Here is a 25,580-nt window from a genome sequence, read left to right as displayed (position 1 = left end):
CGGCAACAGGATAGGTGTCCCGCGCGTGTGCCTGGGCAAATGTCTCACCAGACGGCAAGTGGGCGGCTCGCGGGCGGGGCGTCGGGTGCCTTCGCACGCCCCGGTCGCGCTCCTGTTGTCTCGGGCCGCGGCTTTGCCATACTTACGATGCCGTAGGTTACGGGTCCGTAACCTACGGCCCTGCCGACTTCTCACCCTCAGGGGACACCCATGACCATCAGCCCCGATCTGATCGAGGACGCCTCGGCGACCTCCGACGGGCCTGTGCCGTCCGCGACTCTCGGCGGCGAGAGCAAACGCTCGATCGAGCAGATCGCTCTCCTGCTGTTCATCACCGTTCCCTTCCTGGCCCTGCTGGCGGCGATTCCGCTGGCCTGGGGCTGGGGGGTGAGCTGGCTGGATCTCGGCCTGATGGTCTTCATGTACTTCCTGGCCTGCCATGGGATCACGATCGGCTTCCACCGGTACTTCACCCATGGTTCCTTCAAGGCGAAGCGGCCGCTGCGCATCGCACTCGCGATCATGGGGTCGATGGCGGTGGAGGGGCCGCTGGTGCGGTGGGTGGCCGACCACCGCAAGCACCACAAGTACTCGGACCACGAGGGTGACCCGCATTCGCCGTGGCGGTTCGGGGAGACGGTGCCGGCGCTGATGAAGGGCCTGTGGTGGGCGCACATCGGCTGGCTCTTCGACGAGGAGCAGACCGACCAGCAGAAGTACGCGCCCGATCTGATCAAGGATCCGGCGATCCGGCGGATCTCGCGCGACTTCATCTTCTGGACGATGTTCTCGCTGGCGCTGCCGCCGCTGGTGGGCGGTCTGGTGACGATGTCGTGGTGGGGCGCGTTCACGGCGTTCTTCTGGGGTTCGCTGGTGCGGGTCGCGCTGCTGCACCACGTGACGTGGTCGATCAACTCGATCTGCCACGCGGTGGGCAAGCGTCCGTTCAAGTCGCGTGACCGGTCGGGCAACGTGTGGTGGCTGGCGGTGCTCTCCTGCGGCGAGTCCTGGCACAACCTGCACCACGCGGACCCGACGTCGGCCCGCCACGGTGTGCTGCGCGGCCAGGTCGATTCCAGCGCCCGGCTGATCCGCTGGTTCGAGCAGCTGGGCTGGGCCAGTGACGTGCGCTGGCCGTCGGCGTCCCGGATCGAAGCCCGGCGCAGGGAATCCGAGCCGAACGCGGCATGATGGGGGACGTGGCGATCGACGGCAGCAACTCCAGCAGCGACAAGCCCAGGCGCGGCCGCCGGGTCCGGATGACGGGCGCGGAGCGGCGCCAGCAACTGCTGGACATCGGCCGGACGCTGTTCGCGGAGAAGGGCTTCGAGGGCACCTCGGTGGAGGAGATCGCGGCGAAGGCCGGGGTGTCCAAGCCTGTGGTGTACGAGCACTTCGGCGGCAAGGAGGGCCTGTACGCGGTCGTCGTGGACCGGGAGATGCGCCAGCTGCTGGACGGGGTGACGGGTGCGCTGACGGCCGGGCACCCGCGGGAGCTGCTGGAGCAGGCGGCGTTCGCGCTGCTCGACTACATCGAGTCGTACACGGACGGTTTCCGGATCCTGGTGCGCGATTCGCCGGTCGCGCAGTCGACCGGCACCTTCGCCTCGCTGATCAGTGACATCGCCACGCAGGTCGAGGACATCCTGGGCCTGGAGTTCAAGGCCCGGGGCTTCGATCCGAAGCTGGCGCCCCTGTACGCGCAGGCGCTGGTCGGGATGGTGGCGCTGACCGGGCAGTGGTGGCTGGATGTGCGCAAGCCCAAGAAGGCGGAGGTGGCCGCGCACCTGGTGAACCTGGCCTGGCACGGCCTGGACGGGCTGGAGTCGAAGCCGCACCTGGTGGGCCGCCGCAAGAGCTGAGTCCGTACCCCGTACGCGACGGCGCCCCGTCACCGGAGTTCCGGTGGCGGGGCGCCGTCGCGTGGTGCCGTGCGCCGTCCTAGGCGCAGGATTCCTGCGTGAGCGGTTCCAGGCTGTGCTGTTCGAGGAATTCGAGCCGGTTGCCCACCGGGTCCTCGGAGTAGAAGCGGCGGTGGTCCGGCAGGTTGTCGTCCCAGACGACCTTGGCTCCGCGCTCCTCCAGTCTGCTCGCGTACTCCACGATGCCGCTCACCCGTAGCCCCGGATGGGCCTTGCGTGCGGGCCTGAAGTCCTCTTCGACGCCCAGGTGCAGCTGTACGGGCCCGGCGGCGAACCAGCAGCCGCCGCGTGCGGCGAGGGCGGGCGGTTTGGGGATCTCCGTCATCCCGAGGACGTCGGTGTAGTAGGCGCGGAGCCGGTCCTCCGATCCGGGCGGCGCGGCGAGTTGGACGTGGTCCACGGCGATCAGCATGGTCAGGCCTCCTTGCGGGCTACGGCGAAGATGCGGCGGAAGGGGAAGACGGTGCCGCGCGGGCCGGTCGGGTAGGCGTCGCGCAGCAGTTCCCGGTATTCGGCGAGGAAGGCGCCGACGGCCTCCTCGTCGTCGCCCAGGGCGGTGAGGACCGGTCGCAGGGCGGTGCCCTTGACCCAGTCGAGCACCGGGTCCGGGCCTTGGAGCAGTTGGTGGTAGGTGGTCTCCCAGACGTCGGCGGCGCAGCCGAGTTCGGTGAACCGGGCGAGGTATTCGGCGGGTTCGAGGAAGTGCCGGTAGCGGGCGCCGTGGCCGGCGAGCCGGGCGCGCCAGCGCGGGGTGTCGCAGAGTTCGGCGAGCAGGGCGTGGCTGGGGGCGTGGAAGTTGCCGGGGATCTGGAAGGCGAAGGTGCCGCCGGGGCGCAGTCCGTTGATCCAGGTGCCGAAGGAGCCGGGGTGGCTGGGGACCCACTGGAGGGCGGCGTTGGAGACGATCAGGTCGTAGGGCTGGTCGGGCAGCCAGGAGGCGAGGTCCGCGTGCTGGAAGTCGAGGCGGCCGCCGCCGGCGGTGGGGCCCGCGTATTCCTGGTCGGCGCGGTGGAGCATTTCGGGGGACAGGTCGAAGCCGGTGATCCGGGCGTCGGGCCAGCGGCCGGCGAGGAGGGCGGTGACGTTGCCGGGGCCGCAGCCGAGGTCGGCGATGCGGGCGGGGCTGGTGGGGAGTTCGGGTATGCGGGTCAGCAGGTCGAGGAAGGGGCGGGTGCGGTGGCCGGCGTGCCGGAGGTACTGCTGGGGATCCCATGTGGGGGCGGACGGCGCTGTGGACGTGGGGGTCCCGGCGCGTGCCGTATCGGAATACATGTTCGAGCCTCCCTGCTGGCGGGGCGGTCGGAAGCGGAATCAGTTCCGGGACGCTCCATGCCCCATGGTCGCCGCAATTATATCTCGACGTCAAGATAATCGTGGTCGAGATACTCGACGTGAAGAGACTTCATGTCGACAGACCCCTTACACTGATCGGCATGGAGGACGAGGTCGACCGACTGGTAGCGGCATGGCGCCGGGAGCGCCCTGACCTCGACGTGGAACCGCTTGAGGTGCTCAGCCGCGTCAGCAGGCTCGCGCGCCACCTCGACCGGGCCCGCAGGCTGGCCTTCTCGGAGCACGGCCTGGAGCCCTGGGAGTTCGACGTACTCACCTCGCTGCGCCGCGCCGGAGCGCCCTACCAGCTCTCCCCCGGCCAGCTCCTGACCCAGACTCTGGTCACCTCCGGCACCATGACCAACCGCATCGACCGGCTCGCCAAGAAGGGCCTCGTCGAACGCCTCCCGGACCCCAGCGACCGCCGGGGGGTCCTGGTGCGGCTCACCCCCGAGGGCCGCGACCGCGCCGACCAGGCCCTCGCCGGCCTGCTGGCCCAGGAGCGGGCGATCCTCGCCCAGCTCTCGCGGAACGAGCGCGTCGATCTCGCGGGCCTGCTACGCCAGTTGACCGCTCCGTTCGACAACATCCCCGGCTAGCCCCAGATCCGCCGGCCGTACGCCCGCCCGCCGGGCCAGGGCCACCGCGGCGAGGGTGGAGTGCACGCCCAGCTTGCCCAGCACGTTCTGCATGTGCGTGCGGACCGTGTGCGGGGACAGGAACAGCCGCGCCGCCACGTCCTTGCGGCCCAGCCCGGCCACCATGCAGCGCAGCACCTCGTGCTCGCGCGGGGTCAGCGACTCGACCAGCCGCTCACTGTCCGTACGGTGCTTGCGCGCGGCCGTCAGCTCGCGCAGCACCCCGGTGAGCAGCGCGGGCGGCAGGTGGGTCTCCTCGCGCAGGACCCCCCGGATGACGGCCAGCAGCCGCGAGAGCGAGCAGTCCTTGGCCACCCAGCCCGAGGCGCCGGCCTGGAGCGCGTGCGCGGCCCTGCGCGGGTCGTCGCGCTCGGCGAGGACGACCGTGCGCACCCCGGGGTGGGCGACCCGCACCGTGGCGACCAGGGCGATGCCGTCCGGGCCCGGCGGCGGCGCCCCGGAGCCGGACTCCCGCTGGGCGGGCACGCCGCCCGGGGCGCCGGCGCCGGCCGCCACCGCGGCGAGGTCGGCGTCGACGAGCAGGACGTCGAAGCGGCGGCCCTCGGCCACCGCGCGTTCGAGGCAGCGCAGGGCGGCGGGACCGCTGCCGGCCGCGGACACGTCCACGTCCGGCTCGGCCGCGAGCGCGGCTGCGAGCGATTCGGCGAAGATGCGGTGATCGTCGACGACGAGAACCCGGATACGAGCCACAAAACCCCCAAGGGTAGGGGAACGGACGACGGCGGGTACGACGCCCGGGCCGGGTGGTCCAGAGCTGCCGCGGCCGCCGCCGAGACATCTCTGCACTACCCCGGACCGAACGCCGTACCCGACTTGTCTCGACCCCTGAATCAACACCGGCCCCCACCGGTGTCACGCATCAGCGTAGGGCCGGGGGCGGCTCGCGGTTGGCCGAATAGCAGAAGTTTTCCCGGCGATTTTCCAGCGGGGAGGGACCGAACGGCCTTTGTGGTGGCTTGAATTCGACCGCGCCGAAGGTCCGGATGACGGCATCCGCACCGGCGTGTGCCACAGGCAGTTGCACGGGGTGCATTTCACCCGGCGTGTGCACGCCGGGCGCCCGCGCACAGCGCCGGGACCCCGCGCACGGCGGATCCGCGCGCGCCCCCCGCACCGGAGGGTGCGGGGGGCGCGAGGGGAAGCAGATGGGCGGGTGGTTCAGGAGGCGTCCCTGCGCGCGAAGTTCCACGCGTCCGTGATGATGCCGGTGAGGTCCGGGCGGCTCGGGGTCCAGCCCAGGCGCTCGTGCGCGGTCCGCGCGGAGGCCACCAGCTTCGCCGGGTCACCGGCCCGGCGCGGGGCGACGACCTCGGGGATCTCGTGGCCGGTCACCTTGCGGACCGTCTCGACGACCTCGCGCACCGAGAACCCGCTGCCGTTGCCCAGGTTGCAGATCAGGTGCTCGCCCGCGGTGGCGTTCTCCAGCGCCGCCAGGTGGGCCTCCGCCAGGTCGGCGACGTGGATGTAGTCGCGCACGCAGGTGCCGTCCGGCGTCGGGTAGTCCTCGCCGAACACCGAGATCGACTCCCGCTCGCCCAGCGCGACCTGGAGCACCAGCGGGATCAGGTGCGTCTCGGGCGTGTGGCGCTCGCCGAACTCCCCGTAGGCGCCGGCCACGTTGAAGTAGCGCAGGGACACCGCGGCCAGGCCGTGCGCCACGCACTCCCCCGCGATCATGTGGTCCACGGCCAGCTTCGAGGCGCCGTACGGGTTGGTCGGCGCGGTCACCGAGGCCTCGGTGAGCAGGCCCTCCGTCGGCTCGCCATAGGTGGCGGCGGTGGAGGAGAACACCAGCTTGCCGATGCCCGCCTCGCGCATCGCGGCGAGCAGGGCGAGGGTGCCCCCGACGTTGTTCTCCCAGTACTTGCCCGGGTTCACCACGGACTCGCCGACCTGCGAGGAGGCCGCGAAGTGCAGGACCGCGTCGTAGGAGCCGTCCACGTACCGCGCCGCGTCCTGGATCCGGCCCTCGATGAAGGTGGCGCCCGCCGGGATCCCCTCGCGGAAGCCGGTGCTGAGGTCATCGAGGACGGTCACCTCGTGGCCGGCCTCCAGCAGGTGCGCCGCGACCACGCTGCCGACGTATCCCGCGCCGCCGGTCACCAGGTACTTGTGCATCGCCGTCTTGCTCACTCGCCTCTTGCCTCTCGCCGGGGAACACGCGCCCGTGCACGCGCGTGCTAGGACACTGGCTTACCCGATCCGGCGCCCCGGGGGAAATCCGGGGCCGGCATCAGTCCTGCCCGGCTTGCCCCGGCTGCCCGGCCTGCCCCGCCTGCCGCGGGACCGCCCGGTCCAGCAGACCGGTACGGGCGGCCAGCGCGGCCGCCTCCAGCCGCGAGCCCACGCCCAGCTTCATCAGGACCCGCTGCACGTGCGTCCGGGCGGTGCTCGGGGCGATGTCCATGCCCGCCGCGATGAGCCGGGTGTCCTCGCCCTCGGCGACCCGCACGAGCACCTCCACCTCCCGCGGGGTCAGCAGCCGCAGCAGCCTGCTGCCCTCGTCGTCGGGCTGGGCGGCGGGGTTCAGGAGCTCCGTGAAGGCCCCCTGGAGCAGTTGGGGGGCGATCGCCACCTCCCCCGCCCGCGCCTTGGCCAGCGCGCGCTCCACGCCCTCGATGCGCTCGTCCTGGCGTACGTACCCCGAGGCGCCCGCGGCGAAGGCGGCGGCGATGCCGCGCGGGCTGGGCACCGGGCCCAGGACGACGACGGCGATCTGCGGGCGCTCCCGCTTGATCCGCACGACGGGTTCGAAGACCCCGGGCTCGGCGGGGCTCGCGGTCCCCAGCAGGCAGACCTCGGGGGCCCGGCTGATGACCAGGTCGGCCGCGCCCGCGGCCGGGGCGGCGGCCGCCAGCACCCGGTGACCGCGCAGTTTCAGGGCAGAGGCGAGCGCCTCGGCCAGCAGCCGGTGCTCGTCGACCACCACGACCCGTACGCCCATTGAGGCACCCACCCCCGAATCTTCTGACCCGGCAAGCTACACGCTTGTTCGACGGTGCGCTCCGGTAACAGCGCAGAAGCCCCCGGAAGGGCGGACCTTCCGGGGGCTTCATGCCGCTTCGTGCTCGGCTCGGTTTCGGCTCCGCTCAGCTCGCGGTGAAGGAGACGAAGAGGTTGTCCGGGTCGCCGGAGACCGAGGTCGACTTGCGGGCGTACCGCTTCGCGATGAACAGCTTGCCGTTGTGGTAGCGGTACTCCGAGGAGTCGAACAGGAAGGAGGTCTCGGCGCGCTGGCTGGCCTTGTCCGCCGGGTTGTCCATGAGGAGGGTCTCCTTCATCGTCTTGCCGTCGATGCTGACGACCTGGCCGCCCTTGTCGTACGGGGGCACCTTGTAGGCGATGATGTTCGATCCGTCCATGCGCATCGGGTAGATGGTGTACCGCTCGCCCGCGTCGGCGCGGTCGGTGGTCTGCTTGCCGGTCTCCAGGTCGAAGGAGAGCAGCTCGTTGGTCCGGCCGTACTCCGCCGTTCCCTGGTGCTCGTACGAGGGGATGTAGACCTTGCCGTTGCCGACCACCATGCTGGAGCAGCGCTCGACGTCGTTGGCGGGGCACTTGGGCGCGAAGTTGCCCGAGGCGAGACCGATGCGCGCCTTCAGCTGGCCCGCGTCGTCGAGGACGAAGAGGTCGCTGACGTTGGTGGCGTTCTTGGCGGTGCCGCCGACGTTGGCCGCGATGACCACCGGCTTGGTGGAGATGATGCCGGCGTAGGGGATGCCCGGGGACAGCTTGTACGAGTACTTCGGCGCGCCCGTGGTCGCGTCGAGGAGCTGCGCGTACAGGGTCGGTTCGGTGGCGCGGCCGCAGGACCGCATCACTGCAAGGGCTTCACCGCCCGCGTAGCCGACGTCCTTGCAGCCCTCTCCGTCGACCTTGGGGGCCCACAGGGGCTTGCCGTCGTCGAGGTTCCAGGCGGCGCCGCCGCCGAGGCCGCCTGCGGCCACGGTCTTGCCGCTGATGGTCACCTCGCTGAAGGTGACGGGCTTGTCGCCGCCGGTGGAGGACTTGGCGGTCGCGGACCACAGGAGCTTGCCGGTCTCCAGGTCGATGACGCCGACCTGGTTGCACGACGGGTACTTCTTCTCCGCCGTGGGCAGGGCCTCGTCGAAGAGGACGGCCGTCTTCTTCTCGCTGATGTGCTTGGTCGCACCGCAGACGTGGGCGGGGAGCGGGGTCTCCCACTTCTTGCCGCCGTCGACCAGGTTGTAGCCGACGATCTTCGCCACGTCGGACTTGATGTAGGTGGAGTCCGTGAGCCAGGAGCCCTCGACGGTGACCTGGTCCACCGGCCCCGGGTTGGGGAGGTTGAACAGCGTCTTCGACTTGGGGTTGGCGGGCACCCTCTCGGTGCCGCCGGAGAGGGCCTGCTCGTTGCCCTTGCCGTCGGTCTTGCCGCTCGGGCCGCCGGTCGCGGTGGTGTTGGTACCGCCGTCGTCGCCCGAGACGTAGAAGAGCCCGCCGCCGACGATGAGGACGATGGCCAGCAGGGCCGCGCCGACGATCATCAGCTGGGTGCGCTTGTCGTTGCCGCCGGCCGGGCCGGCCGCCGGGGGCTGGGGCGCGTACATCGGCGTGGTGACCGGCCCGGACTGCTGCGGGTGGCCGTAGCCGGGCCCGGGCTGCGGGTACCCGTACGCGGGCTGCCCGGCCGGCTGGGCGGGCGGCTGCGCGGGCGGCTGCGCGGGCATCTGCGCAGGAGGCTGTGCGGGCATCTGCGCGGGCTGCGTCGGGGGCTGCTGCGGAGGCGCCGGCGGCATGGGCGGCGGGGACTTGGCGAACCCGCCCGGCGGGGGGTCCTGCGGCGCTCCGAAGCCGCCGGACGGCGGCTGGCTGGGGGGCGGCGGGGTACTCATGCGTTGCTACTGCCTCTCGGTGGGCGGCTCGTCGGACACGTTCACTTGCCGAAGACCATCAGGAGCTTCTCGTCCTTGCCCCGCGCCACCAGGTGGGTGGCGGAGATGAAGAACCGCCCGTCCACGTAGTCGAGCTTCGGGGTGCTGAAGGAACTCTCGATCGGAGCGGCGGGGCCCGACGGGTGGCGCAGGAGCGCGGTGGGCGTGCCTCCGGAGGCCGGGATCGAGAGGATCTCGCCGCCCCTGTCCTCCTCCGCCGTGCGGTAGAAGATCAGTTTCCCGCCCTCGGCCTTGAGCGGGGTGATGGTGCGCTTGTCCCCGGCCGGGGTGCGCCACTTGACCTTGCCTCCGGCCAGGTCGAAGGCGACGATCTCGTTGGCCGCGCCGGCGGCCGGCGAGGTGGCCAGGTAGAGGTTGCCCGAGTCGACGACGGCCGAGGAGCAGGTGGACAGGGAGCGCAGGCCGCCCCGTCCCCCGCAGTTCGTGGCGAAGCTGCCCTCGCCGGTGAGCGAGGCGGTCTGCTTCCCGTCGGGGCCGAGGACCAGGATGGAGCGGTCGGTGGATCCCTCGATGCCGATGTCGAGCACGACCGGGTCCACCGAGTAGATGCTGGTGACCTTGGCCTTCTTGGGGAGCCGGAAGATCCAGCCCTTCTTGCCGGTGACCGGGTCGATGCCGTGGACCTCGGCCGTCGTGTCCGCGTCGGCGCAGGTGGCGAGGGCGATCATCTTGCCGTTGCCGCCCTCGTAGGAATCGGGCTTGCAGCCCTCGGCCTGGTTGCTCCCGAAGAGCTTGTCGCCGGTGCTGATCTTGAAGGCGCTGGCGTTGCCGAGGCGGCTGACGGTGACGGTGTCTCCGGTGAGGGACAGGGTGGGGCTGGTGAAGATGTCGAAGAGCCCTTCCTTGGGCACCTCCTTCGACCAGCCCTCCTTGCCCGTCTTGAGGTCGACCATGCGCATCTGGGTGCAGTTGGCGGACTCGGAGTCGCCGTCGCGGTACATGACGACCGTCTTGCCGTCGGGGGTGGCGCGGTTGGTCACGGCGCAGACCAGGGCCGGGAAGGGCAGTGTCCACTTCTCCTTGCCGTCGGTGGCCGAGTAGGCGGTGAGGGACTTCCAGACGCTCTTGACGACGGTGTCGCCGACGACCCACTGGCCGACGGAGTCGACGCCCATGCCGGGTCCGTCGATCTTGGCGGTCTTGTACCAGAGGACCTTGTCCTCGCCCTGCTTGCGGCCGGAGTTGAGGTCGGCGTTCTGGGTGCCGCCGCCGCTGCCGTCGCCGTCGTCCACGGAGGGGGACGCGGACCCGGAGGGCTTGCCGTCGGTGGGCGTGGACGGCTGCGCGACGGGCTGCTCGGGGTCGTCGTCGCCGTTGGAGAAGGCGACGTAGCCGACGCCGCCGACGAGGAGGAGTCCGGCCACCGAGGCGGCGATCAGCAGGGTCAGCTTCTTCTTCGGCGGCATGCCGGGCGCGGTCGGCGGCATCCCGGGCGGGCCGGGGGGCGGCGGCGGGTAGCCGTAGCCCGGGTGCGCGGGCTGCTGGGGCTGCGTCGGGGGCTGTTGTGCGTACGGATTGGGGCCCTGCGCCGGATGGCCGTAACCGGACGGCGTCGGTCCGGGCAGGTGACCGTAACCAGAGGGAGTCGGCGGCTGGTTCGGCGGCTGGGGCGGCTCGGTCATCAGCGCACGCTTTCGGCTTCGGACGGTCGTGGGGAATGACCTTTCTATCACTGACGGCGCTCGCACAACGGGCCGGTCCCGCCCCTGTACCCAAGGGAGGACCGGCCCGTGATGCCGCCGTTATCGCGTCGGTTGGCGTGCCGCGGCTACTGGGCCTCCTCGGCCAGTTCGAGCCAGCGCATCTCCAAATCGTCGCGTTCCGAGAGGAGTTCCCGCAGTTCGGCGTCGAGCTTGGCGACCTTGTCGTAGTCGGTGGAGTGCTCGGCGATCTGCGCGTGCAGGTTGCTCTCGCGGTCGGACAGCTTGTTCAGCTGCCGCTCGATCTTCTGGAGTTCCTTCTTCGCCGCACGGGAGTCACCCGAGGAGGTGGACTTCGTCGCGGTGGCGGCCGGGGCGGGCGCGGGGGCGGCGGCCTCGATCATCCGCCGGCGGCGCTCCAGGTACTCGTCCAGGCCGCGCGGCAGCATCCGCAGGCTCGCGTCGCCGAGCAGGGCCATCACCGTGTCGGTGGTGCGCTCGATGAAGAACCGGTCGTGGGAGATCACGATCATCGAGCCGGGCCAGCCGTCGAGGAGGTCCTCCAGCTGGGTCAGGGTCTCGATGTCGAGGTCGTTGGTGGGCTCGTCGAGGAAGAGGACGTTCGGCTCGTCCATCAGCAGGCGCAGGATCTGCAGCCGGCGCCGCTCGCCGCCGGAGAGGTCGCCGACGGGCGTCCACTGCTTCTCCTTGGTGAAGCCGAACTGCTCGCAGAGCTGACCCGCCGTCATCTCGCGGCCCTTGCCGAGGTCGACGCGGTCGCGGACCCGCTGGACGGCCTCCAGGACCCGCAGGGACGGGTCGAGTTCGCCGACCTCCTGCGAGAGGTAGGCGAGGCGGACGGTCTTGCCGACGGTGACCTGGCCGGCGGCCGGCTGGGCCTCGCCCTGGGTGCGGGCGGCCTCGGCCAGGGCGCGCAGCAGGGAGGTCTTGCCGGCGCCGTTGACGCCGACGAGGCCGATGCGGTCGCCGGGGCCGAGGTGCCAGGTGAGGTGCTTGAGGAGGACCTTCGGGCCGGCGTGGACGCTGACGTCTTCGAGGTCGAAGACGGTCTTGCCGAGGCGGGCGTTGGCGAAGCGCATCAGCTCGGACTTGTCGCGCGGCGGCGGCACGTCGGCGATCAGCTCGTTGGCCGCCTCGATGCGGTAGCGCGGCTTGGAGGTCCGGGCGGGGGCGCCGCGGCGCAGCCAGGCCAGCTCCTTGCGCATCAGGTTCTGCCGCTTCTGCTCCTCGGTGGCGGCGATCCGCTCGCGTTCGGCGCGGGCGAAGACGTAGTCGCTGTAGCCGCCCTCGTACTCGTGGACGTCACCGCGCTGGACGTCCCACATGCGGGTGCAGACCTGGTCGAGGAACCAGCGGTCGTGGGTGACGCAGACGAGGGCGGAGCGGCGCTCCTGGAGGTGTTTGGCCAGCCAGGAGATGCCCTCGACGTCGAGGTGGTTGGTGGGCTCGTCGAGGATCAGGAGGTCCTGGTCGGCGATGAGCAGCTTGGCGAGCGCGATGCGGCGGCGCTCGCCGCCGGAGAGCGGGCCGATGACGGTGTCGAGGCCCTGGCCGAAGCCGGGCAGGTCGAGCCCGCCGAAGAGGCCGGTGAGCACGTCGCGGATCTTGGCGTTGCCGGCCCATTCGTGGTCGGCCATGTCCCGGATGATCTCGTGGCGGATGGTGGCCGCGGGATCGAGGGAGTCGTGCTGGGTGAGGACGCCCATGCGCAGGCCGCCGGACTGGGTGACGCGCCCGGTGTCGGGGTCCTCCAGCTTGGCCAGCATCCGGATGAGGGTGGTCTTGCCGTCGCCGTTGCGGCCGACGACGCCGATCCGGTCCCCCTCGGACACGCCGAGGGAGATGCCGTCGAGCAGGGTACGTGTGCCGTACACCTTGCTGACTGCCTCGACATTGACCAGATTGACGGCCATCAGACGCGCTCCAGGGAAGGGGTGTGGATCAGCCCCTCAGCCTAACGCGCCGGGCGGTGCCGGACCGTTCCACCAGGAGCCAGCCGCCCAGCGCCATCGCGATGGCGGCCGGCGCGGTGACGGGGACGGCGATCAGGGTGGCGCTGTGCCCGTCGAGCAGGCCGCCGAGGCCGGTCATGGAGAGCCCGAGGACGCCGAGGAGGCACAGGGCGATGCCGGCGGCGGCGCGGGGGCCGCTTCCGGCGGCGGTGGAGGCCTCGGCCGGCCGGGGCGGGGCCTCGAAGCGGCGGAACAGGGCGACCAGGACTGCGGTCAGGGCAGCCGCGGCCAGGATCCTCACGGGCACCTGCGCCCACCAGGCGGCGGTGGCGGGCTCGGGCAGCCGGATCCCGAGGGCGAGCTGGGCTCCGTAGACGGCGAGCATGGCGGTGAGGTGCCAGAGGAAGGCGGTCATGGCGATCCCGTTGGCGGCGACGACCCCGCGCCAGACGCGGGGGCGGCGCAGCCAGGCGGTGGCCGGGCCGGCCAGGAGCTGCACGGCGCCGACGAGCCACAGGCCGTGGCAGAGCAGGGCCAGGGTGGGCGGGGCCATGTTGGAGACCTTCTCGCCGGGCATCCCGACCATGGACAGCGGGTACGGCCCGTACGCCACCAGCAGCGCGGCCCCCGCCAGGCCGGCGGCGGCGAGGAGGGCGGGGCGGCGCAGCCCGTCGAGTCGGCCGTCGGCGCGGAGGAAGCCGAGCTGGTGGACGGCCAGCCAGACGAAGGCGAAGTTCAGGAACTCCACGTACGGCACGCCTTGCGCGAAGCGCAGTACGTCCACGACGGCGGCCGCGCCGAACAGCGCGGCGAAGGCCGCCCAGCCGTGGCGCTCGTGCAGCTTCAGCAGCGGCGGGGTGAAGGCCACCATGGCGAGGTAGATCCCGATGAACCACAACGGCTGCGTGACCATCCGCAGCGCGGCCCCGCTCAGCACCCCGTCGCCGCGCCCGGCGAGCTGCACGCCGAGGGCGAGGGCGGCCCACACGAGGACGAAGACGACCGTGGGCCGCAGCAGTCGGCGCAGCCGGGCGCGCAGGAAGGCGGCGTAGACGGGCCGGCCGTCGCTGCGGCGGACCAGGGAGCGGTACGACAGCGCGTGCGAGAACCCGCCGACGAAGAAGAACACCGGCATGATCTGCAGCCCCCAGGTGAGCACCTGGAGCCCGGGCACGATCGCGAGCAGGTTCCCTATGCCGCCGGTGCTGACGGCGGCCATCAGCCAGTGCCCGGCGATGACGGTGCCGAGGGAGGCGACCCGCAGCAGGTCTACGTACCGGTCCCGCGTGGCGGGCGTCGCCTCGGCCATGTCGCGTGCGCTAGCTGTCATGGGCCTACGGTCGCCCGCCGCGCGGCTCCGCCGACAGGGTGCGGGTACTCAACCCTGTCTAGGTACCGCTCCGCTCCCGGGGCTCCGCCCCGGACCCCGCGCCTCAATCGCCGGCGGGGCTGGATTTTGCCCGGCGGGACCGGAATGGCGCCCTGCGGAGCCATTCGCTGCGCGCACCTGGCGGCTGACGTCGCCCAAATCCAGCAGCACCTGCCGGACTGCAGGAGCGAAATCCAGCCCCTCCGGCGTTTGAGGAGCGGGTCTGGGCGGAGCCCAGGGTGCCGCGCAGCGGCATCTTCAGCCCCGCGGGGCTACGGCAGGACCGTGGCCCCGGGGGCAGGGGCCGCAGCCACGCGGGTGGTGCGGCAAGTACCGGAGGCTTCGAGCGCGGCAGCCACCTTCAGCGCGGATTCCGGGTCGCGGACCAGGAAGGCCGTGGTCGGGCCCGAGCCCGAGACCAGCGCGGCCAGCGCCCCCGCGTCCGTGCCCGCGGCGAGGGTGTCCGCCAGCTGCGGGCGGAGCGAAAGGGCCGCCGGCTGGAGGTCGTTGGCCAGTGCGCCCGCCAGCGCGTCCGGGTCGCCGGAGGCGAGGGCGGCGAGGAGGGCCGGGGAGGCTTCGGGGGCCGGGATCGCCGTCCCGGCGGTGAGGCGGTCGAACTCGCGGAACACCGCCGGGGTGGACAGCCCGCCGTCGGCCACCGCGAACACCCAGTGGAACGTGCCCGCGGCCACCGGGGTCAGCAGCTCCCCGCGGCCCGTGCCCAGCGCGGCCCCGCCGACGAGGCTGAAGGGGACGTCGCTGCCCAGATCCGCGCAGATGTCCAACAGCTCGGCCCGCGGGGTGTCCAGCCCCCACAGGGCGTCGCAGGCGAGCAGCGCCGCCGCGCCGTCCGCGCTGCCGCCCGCCATGCCGCCCGCCACCGGGATGTTCTTCGCGATGTGGAGGTGGACCGCGGGGTCGATCCCGTGGCGCCCCGCGAGGATCTCGGCGGCCCGCGCGGCGAGGTTCGTACGGTCCAGAGGGACCTGGTCGGCATCCGGGCCGGTGCAGGTGACGGTGAGGGAGTCGGCCGGTGTCGCCGTGACCTCGTCGAAGAGGGAGACGGCGAGGAAGACGTTCGCGAGGTCGTGGAAGCCGTCGGGGCGGGCCGCGCCCACCGCCAGCTGGACGTTGACCTTCGCGGGGACTCGTACGGTCACGTTCACAGCGCGGGCCTCTCCGCCACCGGCTTGTGCTCGGCGATCGCGGCGAACTCCTCCACCGTCAGCGACTCTCCGCGCGCCTGCGGGGAGATCCCGGCGGCGACCAGCGCGGCCTCGGCGCCCGCCGCGGAGCCGGCCCAGCCGGCCAGCGCGGCGCGCAGCGTCTTGCGGCGCTGCGCGAAGGCGGCGTCCACGACCGCGAAGACCTCGGCCTTGGAGGCGGTGGTCTTGATCGGCTCGGTCCGGCGGACCAGCGAGACCAGGCCGGAGTCGACGTTGGGCGCGGGCCAGAAGACCTTGCGGCCGATGGCGCCGGCGCGCTTGACGTGGGCGTACCAGTTGGCCTTGACGGAGGGGACGCCGTAGACCTTGTTGCCGGGCTCGGCGGCGAGCCGGTCGGCGACCTCCGACTGCACCATCACCAGGGTCCGCTCGATGCTCGGGAACCGGTCCAGCATGGTCAGCAGCACCGGCACCGCCACGTTGTACGGCAGGTTCGCGACGAGCGCGGTGGGCGCCGGCCCGGGCAGCTCCGTCACCAGCATCGCGTCGGAGTGGACCAGCGCGAAGCGGTCCTTGCGCCCGGGCAGGCGGGCTTCGATGGTGGCGGGCAGCGCGGCCGCGAGGATGTCGTCGATCTCGACGGCGGTGACCCGGTCGGCGGCTTCCAGCAGGGCGAGGGTCAGCGAGCCCAGCCCCGGCCCGACCTCGACGACCACGTCGTCGGGCCGCACCTCGGCGGTGCGCACGATCCGGCGCACCGTGTTGGCGTCGATGACGAAGTTCTGCCCCTTCTGCTTCGTCGGCTTCACGCCGAGTACGGCGGCCAGCTCCCGGATGTCGGCCGGTCCGAGGAGGGCGTCGGAAGGGGTGGAGGGGTTTTCGTTGGGCTGCTGCTCTGCGGTGCTCACCGGCCAAGCCTACGGCCGCAGTGCGGCCACGGGCTCGCCCCCCGCTGCACGTACAGCTTCTTCGCCCGGTACGTCTGTTCCGCGGCCGGTGCGTCCTGGGGGCGGCCGCTGCCGCCGAGGCCCTGCCAGGTGCGGACGTCGAACTGGTAGAGGCCGCCGTACGTGCCCGAGGCGTCGGTGGCGGTGGGACGGCCGCCGGACTCGCACTGGGCGAGGGCCGCCCAGTCGAGGCCGTCGGCGCCGGCCACGGTGGTGGGCAGCGGCTTGGTGCCGACCTTGACGAGCTGGGTGACGGGCTCGCGGACGATCTCCTCGGCGATGCGGCGGGGCTTCTGCCGGACCCCGTTGACGGTGCGCAGGCTGTAGGTGACCCGGCGGGCGCCGGGCCGGCCGGGCCGTTCGACGACCTCGGTGCCGTTGAAGAGGGTGGCGTCCTCGGTCTTCTCGGTCGCGTAGGGGATGCGCTCCTCGCGGACCTCGCGGGTGCCGGTGATGCGGAGCACGGTGACCGTCTGGCCGTCGCGCGGGAAGGAGTGCGGGGGGACGGAGGTGGTGTCCTGGCCGTGGAGGGTGATGCCGGCCTGGTCGAGGGCCTCCTGGACGGTGGCCGCGTTGGTGCGGATGGTGCGTTCGCTGCCGTCCGCGAGGAAGGTGATGCTGCGTTCGGTGCGGACGCTGAGGGCGAGGCCCGTGCGGGGGACGGGGGCGGTGCGGGGGGCGGAGAGGTAGGCGCCTTCGGCGCGGATGCCGAGCTGGCGCAGGGCGGCTTCGACGGTGCGGGCGGTGGTCCACACCTGGCGCTGCTGTCCGTCGAGGGTCAGGCGCAGGGGGCGGCCGTAGCGGACGACGACCTGTTCCCCGTCGTCGAGGGGTTCGCCGGGGGCGGGGGCGACGAGGTCGTGGGGGCCGACGCCGAGGCCTTCGGCGGCCAGCAGTTCGGTGACGTCGTCGGCGAAGGTGTGGAGGTCGCGCGGGACCCCGTCCACGGTGAGCCGAACGGTCTTGTCGGCGGCGACGAAGGCGGTGGTGCCGCCGGCGAGGAACGCGACGACGAGGGCCTGCGGCACGATCCGCCGCCAGCTCCCTCCCGGGGTGGGCGGGGGTTCGGGCGCGGCCCGGCGGCGGCCGGTCCCGGGCCCGGCCGGCGCCGGGAGCGTGGCGGTCCCCGCGCTCCGGCGCCGGCCGGTTCCGGGCGGGGCGGCGGAGGTGGGCGCTTCGGCCGTGGCGGCCCCGCCCCGACGGCGGCCGGGCGGGGCCGGGGCGGGGCCCGGGGGCTCGGCCGTCGCCGCCGCGCTCCGGCGCCGGCCGGTGCCCGCCGGCGCGGCCGGGCCCGCCGCCTCGGGGGCCGCGGCCCGCCGCCTGCCGGTCCCCGGCGGGGCGGCGGCCGTGGTCACGTCGGCGGCTGCCGGGCTCCGGCGGCGGCCGGTACCCACCCCGGCGGCGGGCGTGCCCTCGGGTCCTGCGGGGGCGGGCCCGGCGCTCCGGCGGCGGCCGTGGCCGGTCGGGCCGGGCTCCGGCACGGGCTCGGCGGCCGCCGGGCCGCGGGCGCGGCGGCGCGATGGGCGGTGATCGGCGCCGCGCGGGGCGGGGACGCCGGGCCCGGGATCCCCGGCGGCGCCCGCACCGGCGGGCCAGGCCGGGAGGGTGGGCTCGTACGCCCCCGGCAGGGGACTGCCCTGCGTATCGCTCACGACGCTCGCTCCACTGGTGGTCGGCACCCGCTGGTTCGGGCACGGCACCTTAGCGGAGGAGTCGTCACACTCCAAAGTTGTACGACTACCCAGGGTGGCCGCGGGATGGGGCGGGTCAGTAGTCGAAGGCGCGGGCCGTGTTGGCCGCCAGGGCCGTGGCCATCGCGTCCTCGTCGATGCCGCGGACCGCGGCCATGGCGCGCACCGTCAGCGGAATGAGGTACGGCGCGTTCGGCCGTCCGCGGTACGGCGCCGGGGTGAGGTAGGGGGCGTCGGTCTCGACGAGCACCAGCTCCAGCGGGGCCACGGCCAGGGCCTCGCGCAGCGGGGCCGCGTTCTTGAAGGTGACCGTCCCGGCGAAGGACATGTAGTACCCGGCGGCCGCGCACTCGCGGGCCATCTCGGCGTCCCCGGAGTAGCAGTGGAAGACGGTCCGCTCCGGGGCGCCCTCCTCGCGCAGGACGCGCAGGACGTCCGCGTGCGCGTCGCGGTCGTGGATGACGAGGGCCTTGCCGGTCCGCTTCGCGATCTCGATGTGGGCGCGGAAGGAACGCTCCTGCGCGGCCATCCCCTCCGGCCCGGTGCGGAAGTAGTCCAGCCCGGTCTCCCCGACCGCCTTGACGTGGTCGAGCCCGGCCAGCGCCTCGATCTCCGCGAGCGCCTCGTCGAGGGCCGCGTCGCCGCCGCCCGCGCGTGCGCCCTGCCGGGACCAGCCGTCGGGGTCGCCGTGCACGATGCGGGGGGCTTCGTTCGGGTGCAGGGCCACCGCCGCGTGGACGTTCTCGTACGCGGCGGCGGTCTCGGCGGCCCACCGGGAGCCCTTCACGTCGCAGCCGACCTGGACGACGGTGGTCACGCCCACCGAGGCGGCCTTCGCGAGGCCCTCCTCGACGGTGCCGGACTGCATGTCCAGGTGCGTGTGCGAGTCCGCCACCGCCACCCGGAGGGGCTCGGGCAGCGGCGGCGGCGCGTCCTTGGAGGCCTTGGAGCCGGAGGAGGAAGCCGAGGGAGCCGGAGAAGCCGGGGAAGAGCTCATACGGCCGATCTTATGACCGGCGGAAGAACCCCATCAGCCGGGAGAACCAGCCCCGGTCCGCGTCGTCCGCGGCGACGGGTCCCGGGCCTTCGTGGGCCTTCCGGGTCCGGGGGACGTCGGCGCCCGCCGGCACCGGCCCGGCGATCCCGGGGGCGATGCGGTGGTGGTAGAGCCGGTCGATCGTGCCGAGCACCGAGGAGACCTGGCCCGCCCGCATGATCCGTACGACGTGGCCGCCGCAGTTCAGGCAGGTCGGGTTCGACAGGGGAGAGGGCACCCGCTCGCCCTTGACCGTGTACATGATGAACGGCTCGCCCTTGCCGTCCACGTGGTGTTCGATCTCGTACCCCTGCTCCCAGCCGTACCCGCACTTCATGCAGGCGAAGGAGTACGCCTCGTGCACGACCTGCACGGGCGGCGTGGACACGTCGGCAGGGACTGCGGCCGCTACGGGTACCGGGGTGTCAGCGATCTCACTCATGCCAGCTCCTTTGCTCCACTGGTGCCATTGCCAGTGGACGCCTCTTCGGGCGGGAGCGCATCAGGCCCTGTCTAGTGTTGGACGGTCTTTGGGCGACTCATGCCCAAAGCGCCCGGTGCGCGGTCTGAGCTTTGCTTTTCAGGTTAGCTCTTTACCGACTTACGGCACCTTTTGTGCCGCGTTCTTTGCCGCGACGACCGCGTCGAACACCTCTCGCTTGGGTACCCCGGCCTCGGCCGCGACCGCCGCGATGGCCTCCTTGCGGCGCTCCCCCGCCTCCTCGCGCACCCGGACGCGGCGCACGAGCTCCTCGGCGTCCACGTCTCCGGGCCCGGCCGCCGGGGCGCCCTCGACCACGATGGTGATCTCCCCGCGCACGCCCTCGGCCGCCCAGGCCGCCAGCTCGCCGAGGCCGCCGCGCTTGACCTCCTCGTAGGTCTTCGTCAGTTCGCGGCACACGGCGGCCCGCCGGCCGGCGCCGAACACCTCGGCCATCGCGGCGAGGGTGTCGTCGAGCCGGTGCGGGGCCTCGAAGTAGACGAGCGTGCGCCGCTCGCCCTCGACCTCGCGCAGCCGGCCCAGGCGCTCCCCCGCCTTGCGCGGCAGGAACCCCTCGAAGCAGAACCGGTCCACGGGCAGCCCGGACAGGGCCAGCGCGGTGAGCACGGCGGAGGGCCCGGGGACGGCGGTGACCTTGATGTCCTTCTCCACGGCGGCGGCGACGAGCCGGTAGCCGGGGTCGGAGACGGAGGGCATGCCGGCATCGGTCACGAGCAGGACGCGCTTGCCGTCCTCCAGCGCCTCGACGAGCTCCGGGGTGCGCGCCGACTCGTTCCCCTCGAAGTACGAGACCACGCGCCCGGTGGTGTGCACGCCGAGCCCCTGGGTCAGCCGGCGCAGCCGCCGGGTGTCCTCGGCGGCGACCACGTCGGCCCGCTCCAGCTCGGCCGCGAGCCGCGGCGGGGCGTCCGCGAGATCGCCGATGGGCGTCCCGGCGAGGACGAGCGTGCCCGCCGCGGAGGAGGGTCCGGAACCGTGGAGCTGGTCAGTTGTCACCCGCCCATCCTCTCAGTCCCGTGGCCCGCCGCCCCCCGGTGCTGGGGCGCACACAGATCTCTTCCCTACGATGTGCCGGTGACCAGTACCGCGACGCCGCCGCCCAGCCCCGCGGGGGCCCCTCCCAGCCCGCCGCCGGGGCGGGCAGAAGAGCAGCCCGCCTGGCTGCGCCGCCTGCGCGGCTTCGGCTACGTGCCGCCCGCGGGCCCGTCCGCGCGCGCGGACGTCCGCGGCCGCCTGGTGCCCCCGTACGCCCAGCCCTCTCCACAGCTGTGGATGACGTTCGGCCTGCGGCCCGAGGTGTGGGGGACGTGGAACCGGATCCTGGCGTGGGCGGGGCCGCTGCTGGTGGCGCTGGTCGCGGGGGTGCTGCGGTTCGTGCACCTGGGCAGCCCGAAGGCGGTGATATTCGACGAGACGTACTACGCCAAGGATGCCTGGGCCACGATCAAGCAGGGCTACGAGGCGAGCTGGCCCAAGGACATCGACAAGCTGATCCTCGACAACCCGCACGCGGTAGCCCTCCCGGCGGACGCCGGCTACGTCGTGCACCCGCCCGTCGGCAAGTGGGTCATCGGGCTCGGCGAGTGGATCTTCGACTTCACGCCCTTCGGCTGGCGGTTCATGACCGCCCTGCTCGGCACCCTGTCGGTGCTGATGCTGTGCCGGATCGGGCGCCGCCTGTTCCGCTCCACCTTCCTGGGCTGCCTGGCGGGGGCGCTGCTGGCGGTGGACGGGCTGCACCTGGTGATGAGCCGCACCGCGCTGCTCGACCTGGTGCTGATGTTCTTCGTGCTGGCCGCGTTCGGTGCGCTGCTGATCGACCGGGACAAGGCGCGGGCCAGGCTCGCGGCGGCGCTCCCGGTGGACGAGGAGGGCCGTACCCGGCCCGACCTGAAGATCGCCGAGACGCTGCGGCTGGGCTGGCGCCCGTACCGGATCCTGGCGGGCGTCTGCCTGGGCCTGGCGGCCGGCACGAAGTGGAACGGTTTCATCGCGCTGGCCTTCTTCGGCGTGCTGACCGTGATGTGGGACGCGGCCGCGCGCCGCACCGCGGGTTCGGGGGCGCCGTACGCGTCGATGCTGCGGCGCGACGCGCTGCCCGCCTTCGTGTCCACCGTCCCGGTCGCGGTCGTGACGTACGTGGCCTCCTGGTCGGGGTGGATCTTCAGCCCGGACAACGGCAAGGGCGGGTACCTGCGCGACTGGGCGGCCAAGTACGACCAGAACAGCCCGCTGTCCTTCCTGCCGGAGTGGGTGCGGAGCCTGTGGCACTACGAGACCGAGGTCTACAAGTTCCACGTCAACCTGCACGACGGGCACACCTACGACTCCAATCCCTGGAGCTGGCTGGTCGCGGGCCGGCCCGTCTCCTATTTCTACGAGTCCCCCGCGCCCGGCACGGACGGCTGCCCGGCGACCGCGGCGGGCAAGTGCGCCCGCGAGGTGCTGGCGCTGGGCACCCCGCTCCTGTGGTGGGCGGGCTGCTTCGCGCTGCTGTACGTGCTGTGGCGGTGGTTCTTCCGCCGCGACTGGCGGGCGGGCGCGATCGCGTGCGCGCTGGGCGCCGGCCTGCTGCCCTGGTTCAACTACCAGGAGCGGACGATCTTCTACTTCTACGCCGTGGTCTTCGTCCCGTACCTGTGCCTGGCGGTGGCGATGATGATCGGCGCCCTGCTGGGCCCGGCCGGTTCGACCGAGCGGCGGCGGGCCCTGGGTGCGATCGGGGCGGGCGTGCTGGTCCTGCTGATCGTGTGGAACTTCATCTACTTCTGGCCCATCTACACGGGCCAGACCCTGCCGATGGAGTCCTGGCGGAACCGCATGTGGCTGGACACCTGGGTCTAACAGCGAAAACGAGGGGCCCGGCACCGTCAGATGCCGGGCCCTTCATGGTTGTTAGCGGTGGTCGCTGGCCGTCCTGGGCCGCCCTGCGACGGCCCACAGACGGCCCAGCAGTCCTCGTGTGGACCGCTCGCAGCGGGGCCTACTGGCGCCACCGCTCCCGGTGCAGAGCAACGCATGCCGGGTTGATGCCGGGTGGGAAAGGTCCGCAGCTTGCTCCCGCCTTGCTGTCCCCAATGATGGTGAGATCGTCGGCGAGGCCGATGGTGCCTCCGCTGAAAGGACGTGACAGGTCGGGCACAGGCAGAGCAAGTTGTCGGTCGCGTCAGGTCCGTTCTCCGGGCTGCCCAGCGCCTGGATACGCGCACCCTCGCTGCACTTTGCCGTCGGGCAGCTCAACCGTCAGGCCACAGATCTAGCGGGCGTGGTCATGCCAGATCTTCACCTGACGCGGCGTTTGCGATCACATGAGGGTAGGCGTAGAGAGGAAGTGAGGAAATTTCTGCCCGAGCCGCATGTATTGGGGATGGCCCCCATGCCTAACAGAGGGTGGATTTTGCTCGGGGTGTTGATTCTGCTCGGTGTTCTCGGAGCGATGGGTGCAGTTTTCGCATGGTGGATGGCTATCAAAGAGCCAGAGCGTGAGCCGAAGATTGAAGTGCTGGCCGGAATCGGGGGCGGGTTGATCACTGGCATCGCCGTAGGAGTGTCGGCTCTATTTCTGGAACAAGCACTCTCGGAGTCCCAGAAATATGCGGCTTGGCGCGCGAATGTTGAAATCGCCGAAAGCATACCGGGGTTCTCGCCCGGCGATCGCGACATCGCAGGGATTAATTTCAGCGGCAAGTCCCTCCATAATGCCGACCTCAGAGGAGCCGATCTGCGGGGGGCCCAGCTTCGGGATACCGACCTGACAGGGGCGAACCTTAGCGAGGCCAAGCTACAGGGTGCGCACCTGATCGGGGCCAACTTCTACGAAGCAGATTTGAGCGGCGCTAAACTCGACGGGGCTGAGCTGCATAGTGCGAACCTCACACACGCGCTGGTCAACGTTGAAGCCACCACCTTCCATGGAGCGATGGTTGACTCGCATACTTGCTGGCCGGAAGGCGTTCAGCAGGAGAAAGTTGACTCGACCATCCCCAACAATGAGGAGCGTGGGGAGAAGGTTCCCAAATGCACACTATGGAAGGACGGGGAGCGAACCAGGTGAATTGACATAAGTCGACCTTACCCATTTGAGCCTATTGGGAGTTCCCGGCTCAGCCCTCCACGGCCGGAACCCGCGTTCGGAGCCCCCGCTATTCCGGAGCCTGAGCGCCCCACCGGAGGCAGGTCGGTTCTGGCCGCAGGTTGGTCGCAGAGCTTGATCACTCGTCGGTGCCTCGTTCCTCATGCCGAGCAGCGAAGGGCGCACACGGAAAGCAGTCGATGCCCTCTTCGGGGCTCCCCGCCAGCAAGGGTGTGGCCAACTGCGTCAGCAGCGGAGCTAGCGCCTTGGTCACGCGGTCGGCGGCGCGTCGCTGCACCGCGCGACCATCCTGCGGGGTGGGGGTGGCGCTGCCGCACCGCCTGGCGTTGGGCGTTCCGGCCATCTTGTGCGAGCTGTAGGCGCTCCAAATGCCGCCTAATGCTGCCAGTCTATTTCGATTGGACTAGTGGTCTAGTCCAAAGAAGCCCGGGGGGGCGTTTGCCAGCTCCCATCACAAGGCTGATGCTGGAGGTGTATTGACGGCGCCCATCATCCGCAAGCTACCTGAGGCCGGTGATGCGACGTGAGCACGGCTGCATGGGCGCTCATCGCGTCGATTGTCGGCGGCATCGTGGGTGCGGGCATTAAGTTCACGTTCGAGGAGCTCCTCGGGCCGAGGCTAGGCCATCGGCGCGACACGCGAAATCTCGTTAGTCGCTACACAACACCCCTGCTCCGCTCCGCGGAGCAGTTGGAGCGCCGCATTAATAACCTTGTGCGTAACGAGAAGGAGCAATGGTTCGAGACGGACGATTACTATCAGCTCAGCACCCTCTACGTGTTTGGCGAACACCTTGGCTGGATCCGCATCATCGAACGCCGATTCGGCTTCATGCCGATCGAATCAGCCCGCCGCACAAGAGTTTTCACGGCGCGGCTCTACGGGAGCATCCGGGGGCTGTCAAGCTTCCAGTATTTTCACAGCCATCAATCAGCCACTGTCGGAAGATCCACAATTCCGCGCCTAATGCTCACAGCAATTGGCGAGGCGATGACCGCAGCGGATCGCGAGTCGGTAATCGAGTTTACCGAGTTCGTGACGAAGTACAGAAATGACCCTCAGTTCGCGAGTTGGTTTTCCAATCTTGAACTGTTCCTGCGGCGCGCCCATCCACGAGATCCAGTGGTGTGGGATCGAGTCGTCATTACCGGCGCCGAGCTGCGGGCACTGATCGGCTTTCTCGATCCGAAGGGGAGCCTTGCCCGTCGCCGCCCTCTGGTCAACCTCGACCACCTCATCACTCCAGGGTTGCAGGCCGAGTTGACGCGAGAACTCGCGAGGTGGGCGTCTACTCCGACTGGGGCGAAGAAGCCCGCAGGCGTGATAGACGCGGGGCAATGACGGGCGACTGTGGAACAGGAGCGACCTCGTGAGTCCGCAACCGGCCAACTGACAGCCTCTCCCGCCGATTCGCCAAGATCACGGCCCAGAGACGGCCCAAGCCACCCCAGAGGGCCCGGCCCGACCCGAACGCCCTGGTCGTGGCCGTGTGCCAGCCATGGCACGAGACTTCATCTACTTCTGGCCGATCTGCACGGGCCAGACCCTGCCGATGGAGTCCTGGCGGAACCGCATGTGGCTGGACACCTGGGTGTGACGCCTCGCCGCACAAAGCCGTAGGGCCCCTTCCCGGTGCGGGAAGGGGCCCTACGGCTATTGCACCGTGGATCACGGGTCGATGTCACCGAAGTCGAACGACAGGACTTCATTGCCCGGAGGCTGCTCGACGTGGAGCGTGACGTCGTTGAACGTCACGCTCGTCACGAGCACGGTCCAGCGGCGGTTGGGGCAGACGTCCTCGGCGGCCGGGGTCTCGGGCACCGGGAGCGTGGCCCGGATGTTGATCCGGCCGTTCCGCGGCGGGATGTCCACGACCGGGCCTTGGACGGCCCCGCTGATGGTGCGCTGACCGGGAACCATCTCGGTGGGCCGGCCGGGGTTGGCGCACGCGGTGGTGAGGACGATGCTGCTCGTGTCCAGGAAGACCCGGGTGACGTCGCTGCCCAGCCCGGCCACCTTGCCGGTGCACGTCAGGCCCGTCGAGAGGCTCTTGGTGCAGGTGGGGGTGCCCACGAAGTGCGGGCTCTGAGCCGTGGCCGTCGTCATGCCGACGACCGTGGTGGCTAGCGTCATGACCGCCGTGGCGAAGACGCGTCTCATGTATCTCTCCGAAGGGTGGGGGGGATGATCACCGCCCATGGGCCCGAGGGCACACGGGACGGACACCAGGCCGACCCCGAGGGGGAGGCGGGCCCGCTAGGTAATGAACCGCACATCGAACTCGTACGATGACATTTCGGGCTGGCAAACGAGGAGTCTCACCCGGAAGGAGC

General features: G+C 71.4%; 22 protein-coding genes. 6 read left to right on the top strand and 16 right to left on the bottom strand.

Features of this window, described 5'->3' with window-relative positions:
• The first annotated feature begins 210 nt into the window (after positions 1 to 210).
• Both AB0O21_RS13790 and AB0O21_RS13785 read left to right on the top strand, forming a co-directional pair.
• Positions 211 to 1,191 (top strand): acyl-CoA desaturase, encoded by a 981-nt coding sequence (locus tag AB0O21_RS13790; protein WP_365170565.1) that lies wholly within the window; start codon positions 211 to 213, stop codon positions 1,189 to 1,191.
• Positions 1,188 to 1,862: a TetR/AcrR family transcriptional regulator gene (locus AB0O21_RS13785; protein WP_365170562.1), complete on the top strand. Its 675-nt coding sequence runs from the start codon at positions 1,188 to 1,190 to the stop codon at positions 1,860 to 1,862. Before AB0O21_RS13790 ends, AB0O21_RS13785 begins: the two co-directional genes overlap by 4 nt.
• 79 nt (positions 1,863 to 1,941) lie before the next feature.
• Here AB0O21_RS13785 and AB0O21_RS13780 read toward each other — a convergent pair whose 3' ends face one another.
• Both AB0O21_RS13780 and AB0O21_RS13775 read right to left on the bottom strand, forming a co-directional pair.
• Positions 1,942 to 2,334 carry a VOC family protein gene (locus AB0O21_RS13780; protein WP_365170559.1) on the bottom strand — a complete coding sequence of 131 codons (393 nt, stop codon included), beginning with the start codon at positions 2,332 to 2,334 and terminating at the stop codon, positions 1,942 to 1,944.
• Positions 2,335 to 2,336: 2 nt separating this feature from the next.
• Positions 2,337 to 3,194 (bottom strand): trans-aconitate 2-methyltransferase, encoded by an 858-nt coding sequence (locus AB0O21_RS13775; protein WP_365170556.1) that lies wholly within the window; start codon positions 3,192 to 3,194, stop codon positions 2,337 to 2,339.
• A gap of 161 nt (positions 3,195 to 3,355) precedes the next feature.
• Between AB0O21_RS13775 and AB0O21_RS13770 the strand changes: the two genes are divergently transcribed.
• Positions 3,356 to 3,853, top strand: coding sequence for a MarR family transcriptional regulator (locus tag AB0O21_RS13770; RefSeq protein WP_365170553.1), 498 nt, complete (start codon positions 3,356 to 3,358; stop codon positions 3,851 to 3,853).
• Here the strand turns inward: AB0O21_RS13770 and AB0O21_RS13765 are convergent.
• The 13 genes from AB0O21_RS13765 to rsmI form a co-directional block, all read right to left on the bottom strand.
• On the bottom strand, positions 3,812 to 4,603 hold the full coding sequence (locus tag AB0O21_RS13765; RefSeq protein ID WP_365170551.1) for a response regulator transcription factor: 792 nt from the start codon (positions 4,601 to 4,603) through the stop codon (positions 3,812 to 3,814). The genes AB0O21_RS13770 and AB0O21_RS13765 overlap by 42 nt on opposite strands.
• Before the next feature lie 468 nt (positions 4,604 to 5,071).
• Complete coding sequence (gene galE, locus AB0O21_RS13760; protein ID WP_365170648.1) at positions 5,072 to 6,031, bottom strand: UDP-glucose 4-epimerase GalE; 960 nt, start codon at positions 6,029 to 6,031, stop codon at positions 5,072 to 5,074.
• Positions 6,032 to 6,146: 115 nt separating this feature from the next.
• Positions 6,147 to 6,857, bottom strand: a complete 711-nt coding sequence (locus AB0O21_RS13755) for a response regulator transcription factor (protein WP_365170646.1) — start codon at positions 6,855 to 6,857, stop codon at positions 6,147 to 6,149.
• A 145-nt stretch (positions 6,858 to 7,002) separates the two neighbouring features.
• The gene (locus AB0O21_RS13750) at positions 7,003 to 8,769 is read right to left on the bottom strand and encodes a PQQ-binding-like beta-propeller repeat protein (RefSeq protein WP_365170548.1); all 1,767 of its coding nucleotides are present in this window, start codon (positions 8,767 to 8,769) and stop codon (positions 7,003 to 7,005) included.
• Between the two features lie 41 nt (positions 8,770 to 8,810).
• On the bottom strand, positions 8,811 to 10,451 hold the full coding sequence (locus AB0O21_RS13745) for a PQQ-binding-like beta-propeller repeat protein (RefSeq protein ID WP_365170546.1): 1,641 nt from the start codon (positions 10,449 to 10,451) through the stop codon (positions 8,811 to 8,813).
• 146 nt (positions 10,452 to 10,597) lie between these two features.
• Positions 10,598 to 12,403: an ABC-F family ATP-binding cassette domain-containing protein gene (locus tag AB0O21_RS13740; protein ID WP_365170543.1), complete on the bottom strand. Its 1,806-nt coding sequence runs from the start codon at positions 12,401 to 12,403 to the stop codon at positions 10,598 to 10,600.
• A 28-nt stretch (positions 12,404 to 12,431) separates the two neighbouring features.
• On the bottom strand, positions 12,432 to 13,772 hold the full coding sequence (locus AB0O21_RS13735) for an acyltransferase (protein WP_365170540.1): 1,341 nt from the start codon (positions 13,770 to 13,772) through the stop codon (positions 12,432 to 12,434).
• Positions 13,773 to 14,083: 311 nt separating this feature from the next.
• Complete coding sequence (locus AB0O21_RS13730; RefSeq protein WP_365170537.1) at positions 14,084 to 14,971, bottom strand: 4-(cytidine 5'-diphospho)-2-C-methyl-D-erythritol kinase; 888 nt, start codon at positions 14,969 to 14,971, stop codon at positions 14,084 to 14,086.
• A 2-nt stretch (positions 14,972 to 14,973) separates the two neighbouring features.
• Positions 14,974 to 15,885, bottom strand: coding sequence for a 16S rRNA (adenine(1518)-N(6)/adenine(1519)-N(6))-dimethyltransferase RsmA (rsmA, locus tag AB0O21_RS13725; RefSeq protein ID WP_365170534.1), 912 nt, complete (start codon positions 15,883 to 15,885; stop codon positions 14,974 to 14,976).
• Entirely contained in the window at positions 15,882 to 17,405 is a 1,524-nt protein-coding gene (locus AB0O21_RS13720) for a ubiquitin-like domain-containing protein (RefSeq protein WP_365170644.1), read from the bottom strand. The genes rsmA and AB0O21_RS13720 overlap by 4 nt, the downstream gene beginning before the upstream one ends.
• 286 nt (positions 17,406 to 17,691) lie before the next feature.
• The gene (locus AB0O21_RS13715; protein WP_365170532.1) at positions 17,692 to 18,612 is read right to left on the bottom strand and encodes a TatD family hydrolase; all 921 of its coding nucleotides are present in this window, start codon (positions 18,610 to 18,612) and stop codon (positions 17,692 to 17,694) included.
• Between the two features lie 10 nt (positions 18,613 to 18,622).
• Entirely contained in the window at positions 18,623 to 19,093 is a 471-nt protein-coding gene (locus AB0O21_RS13710) for a hypothetical protein (RefSeq protein ID WP_365170529.1), read from the bottom strand.
• Positions 19,094 to 19,252: 159 nt separating this feature from the next.
• Entirely contained in the window at positions 19,253 to 20,149 is an 897-nt protein-coding gene (rsmI, locus tag AB0O21_RS13705; protein ID WP_365170526.1) for a 16S rRNA (cytidine(1402)-2'-O)-methyltransferase, read from the bottom strand.
• A gap of 78 nt (positions 20,150 to 20,227) precedes the next feature.
• On the opposite strand from rsmI, the gene AB0O21_RS13700 reads away from it, so the two are divergent.
• The 3 genes from AB0O21_RS13700 to AB0O21_RS13690 all read left to right on the top strand — a co-directional run bounded on the left by AB0O21_RS13700 (position 20,228) and on the right by AB0O21_RS13690 (position 24,588).
• Positions 20,228 to 21,997, top strand: a complete 1,770-nt coding sequence (locus AB0O21_RS13700; RefSeq protein ID WP_365170523.1) for a phospholipid carrier-dependent glycosyltransferase — start codon at positions 20,228 to 20,230, stop codon at positions 21,995 to 21,997.
• 562 nt (positions 21,998 to 22,559) lie between these two features.
• Positions 22,560 to 23,207, top strand: a complete 648-nt coding sequence (locus AB0O21_RS13695) for a pentapeptide repeat-containing protein (RefSeq protein WP_365170520.1) — start codon at positions 22,560 to 22,562, stop codon at positions 23,205 to 23,207.
• A gap of 562 nt (positions 23,208 to 23,769) precedes the next feature.
• On the top strand, positions 23,770 to 24,588 hold the full coding sequence (locus tag AB0O21_RS13690; RefSeq protein WP_365170517.1) for a hypothetical protein: 819 nt from the start codon (positions 23,770 to 23,772) through the stop codon (positions 24,586 to 24,588).
• Between the two features lie 327 nt (positions 24,589 to 24,915).
• Here the strand turns inward: AB0O21_RS13690 and AB0O21_RS13685 are convergent, their stop codons facing one another.
• The gene (locus AB0O21_RS13685) at positions 24,916 to 25,407 is read right to left on the bottom strand and encodes a hypothetical protein (protein ID WP_365170514.1); all 492 of its coding nucleotides are present in this window, start codon (positions 25,405 to 25,407) and stop codon (positions 24,916 to 24,918) included.
• Between the last annotated feature and the right edge of the window lie 173 nt (positions 25,408 to 25,580).

The organism is Streptomyces sp. NPDC091371 (assembly GCF_040684275.1).
GTDB lineage: Bacteria > Actinomycetota > Actinomycetes > Streptomycetales > Streptomycetaceae > Streptomyces.
This window is presented reverse-complemented; position numbering and strand designations above follow the sequence as displayed.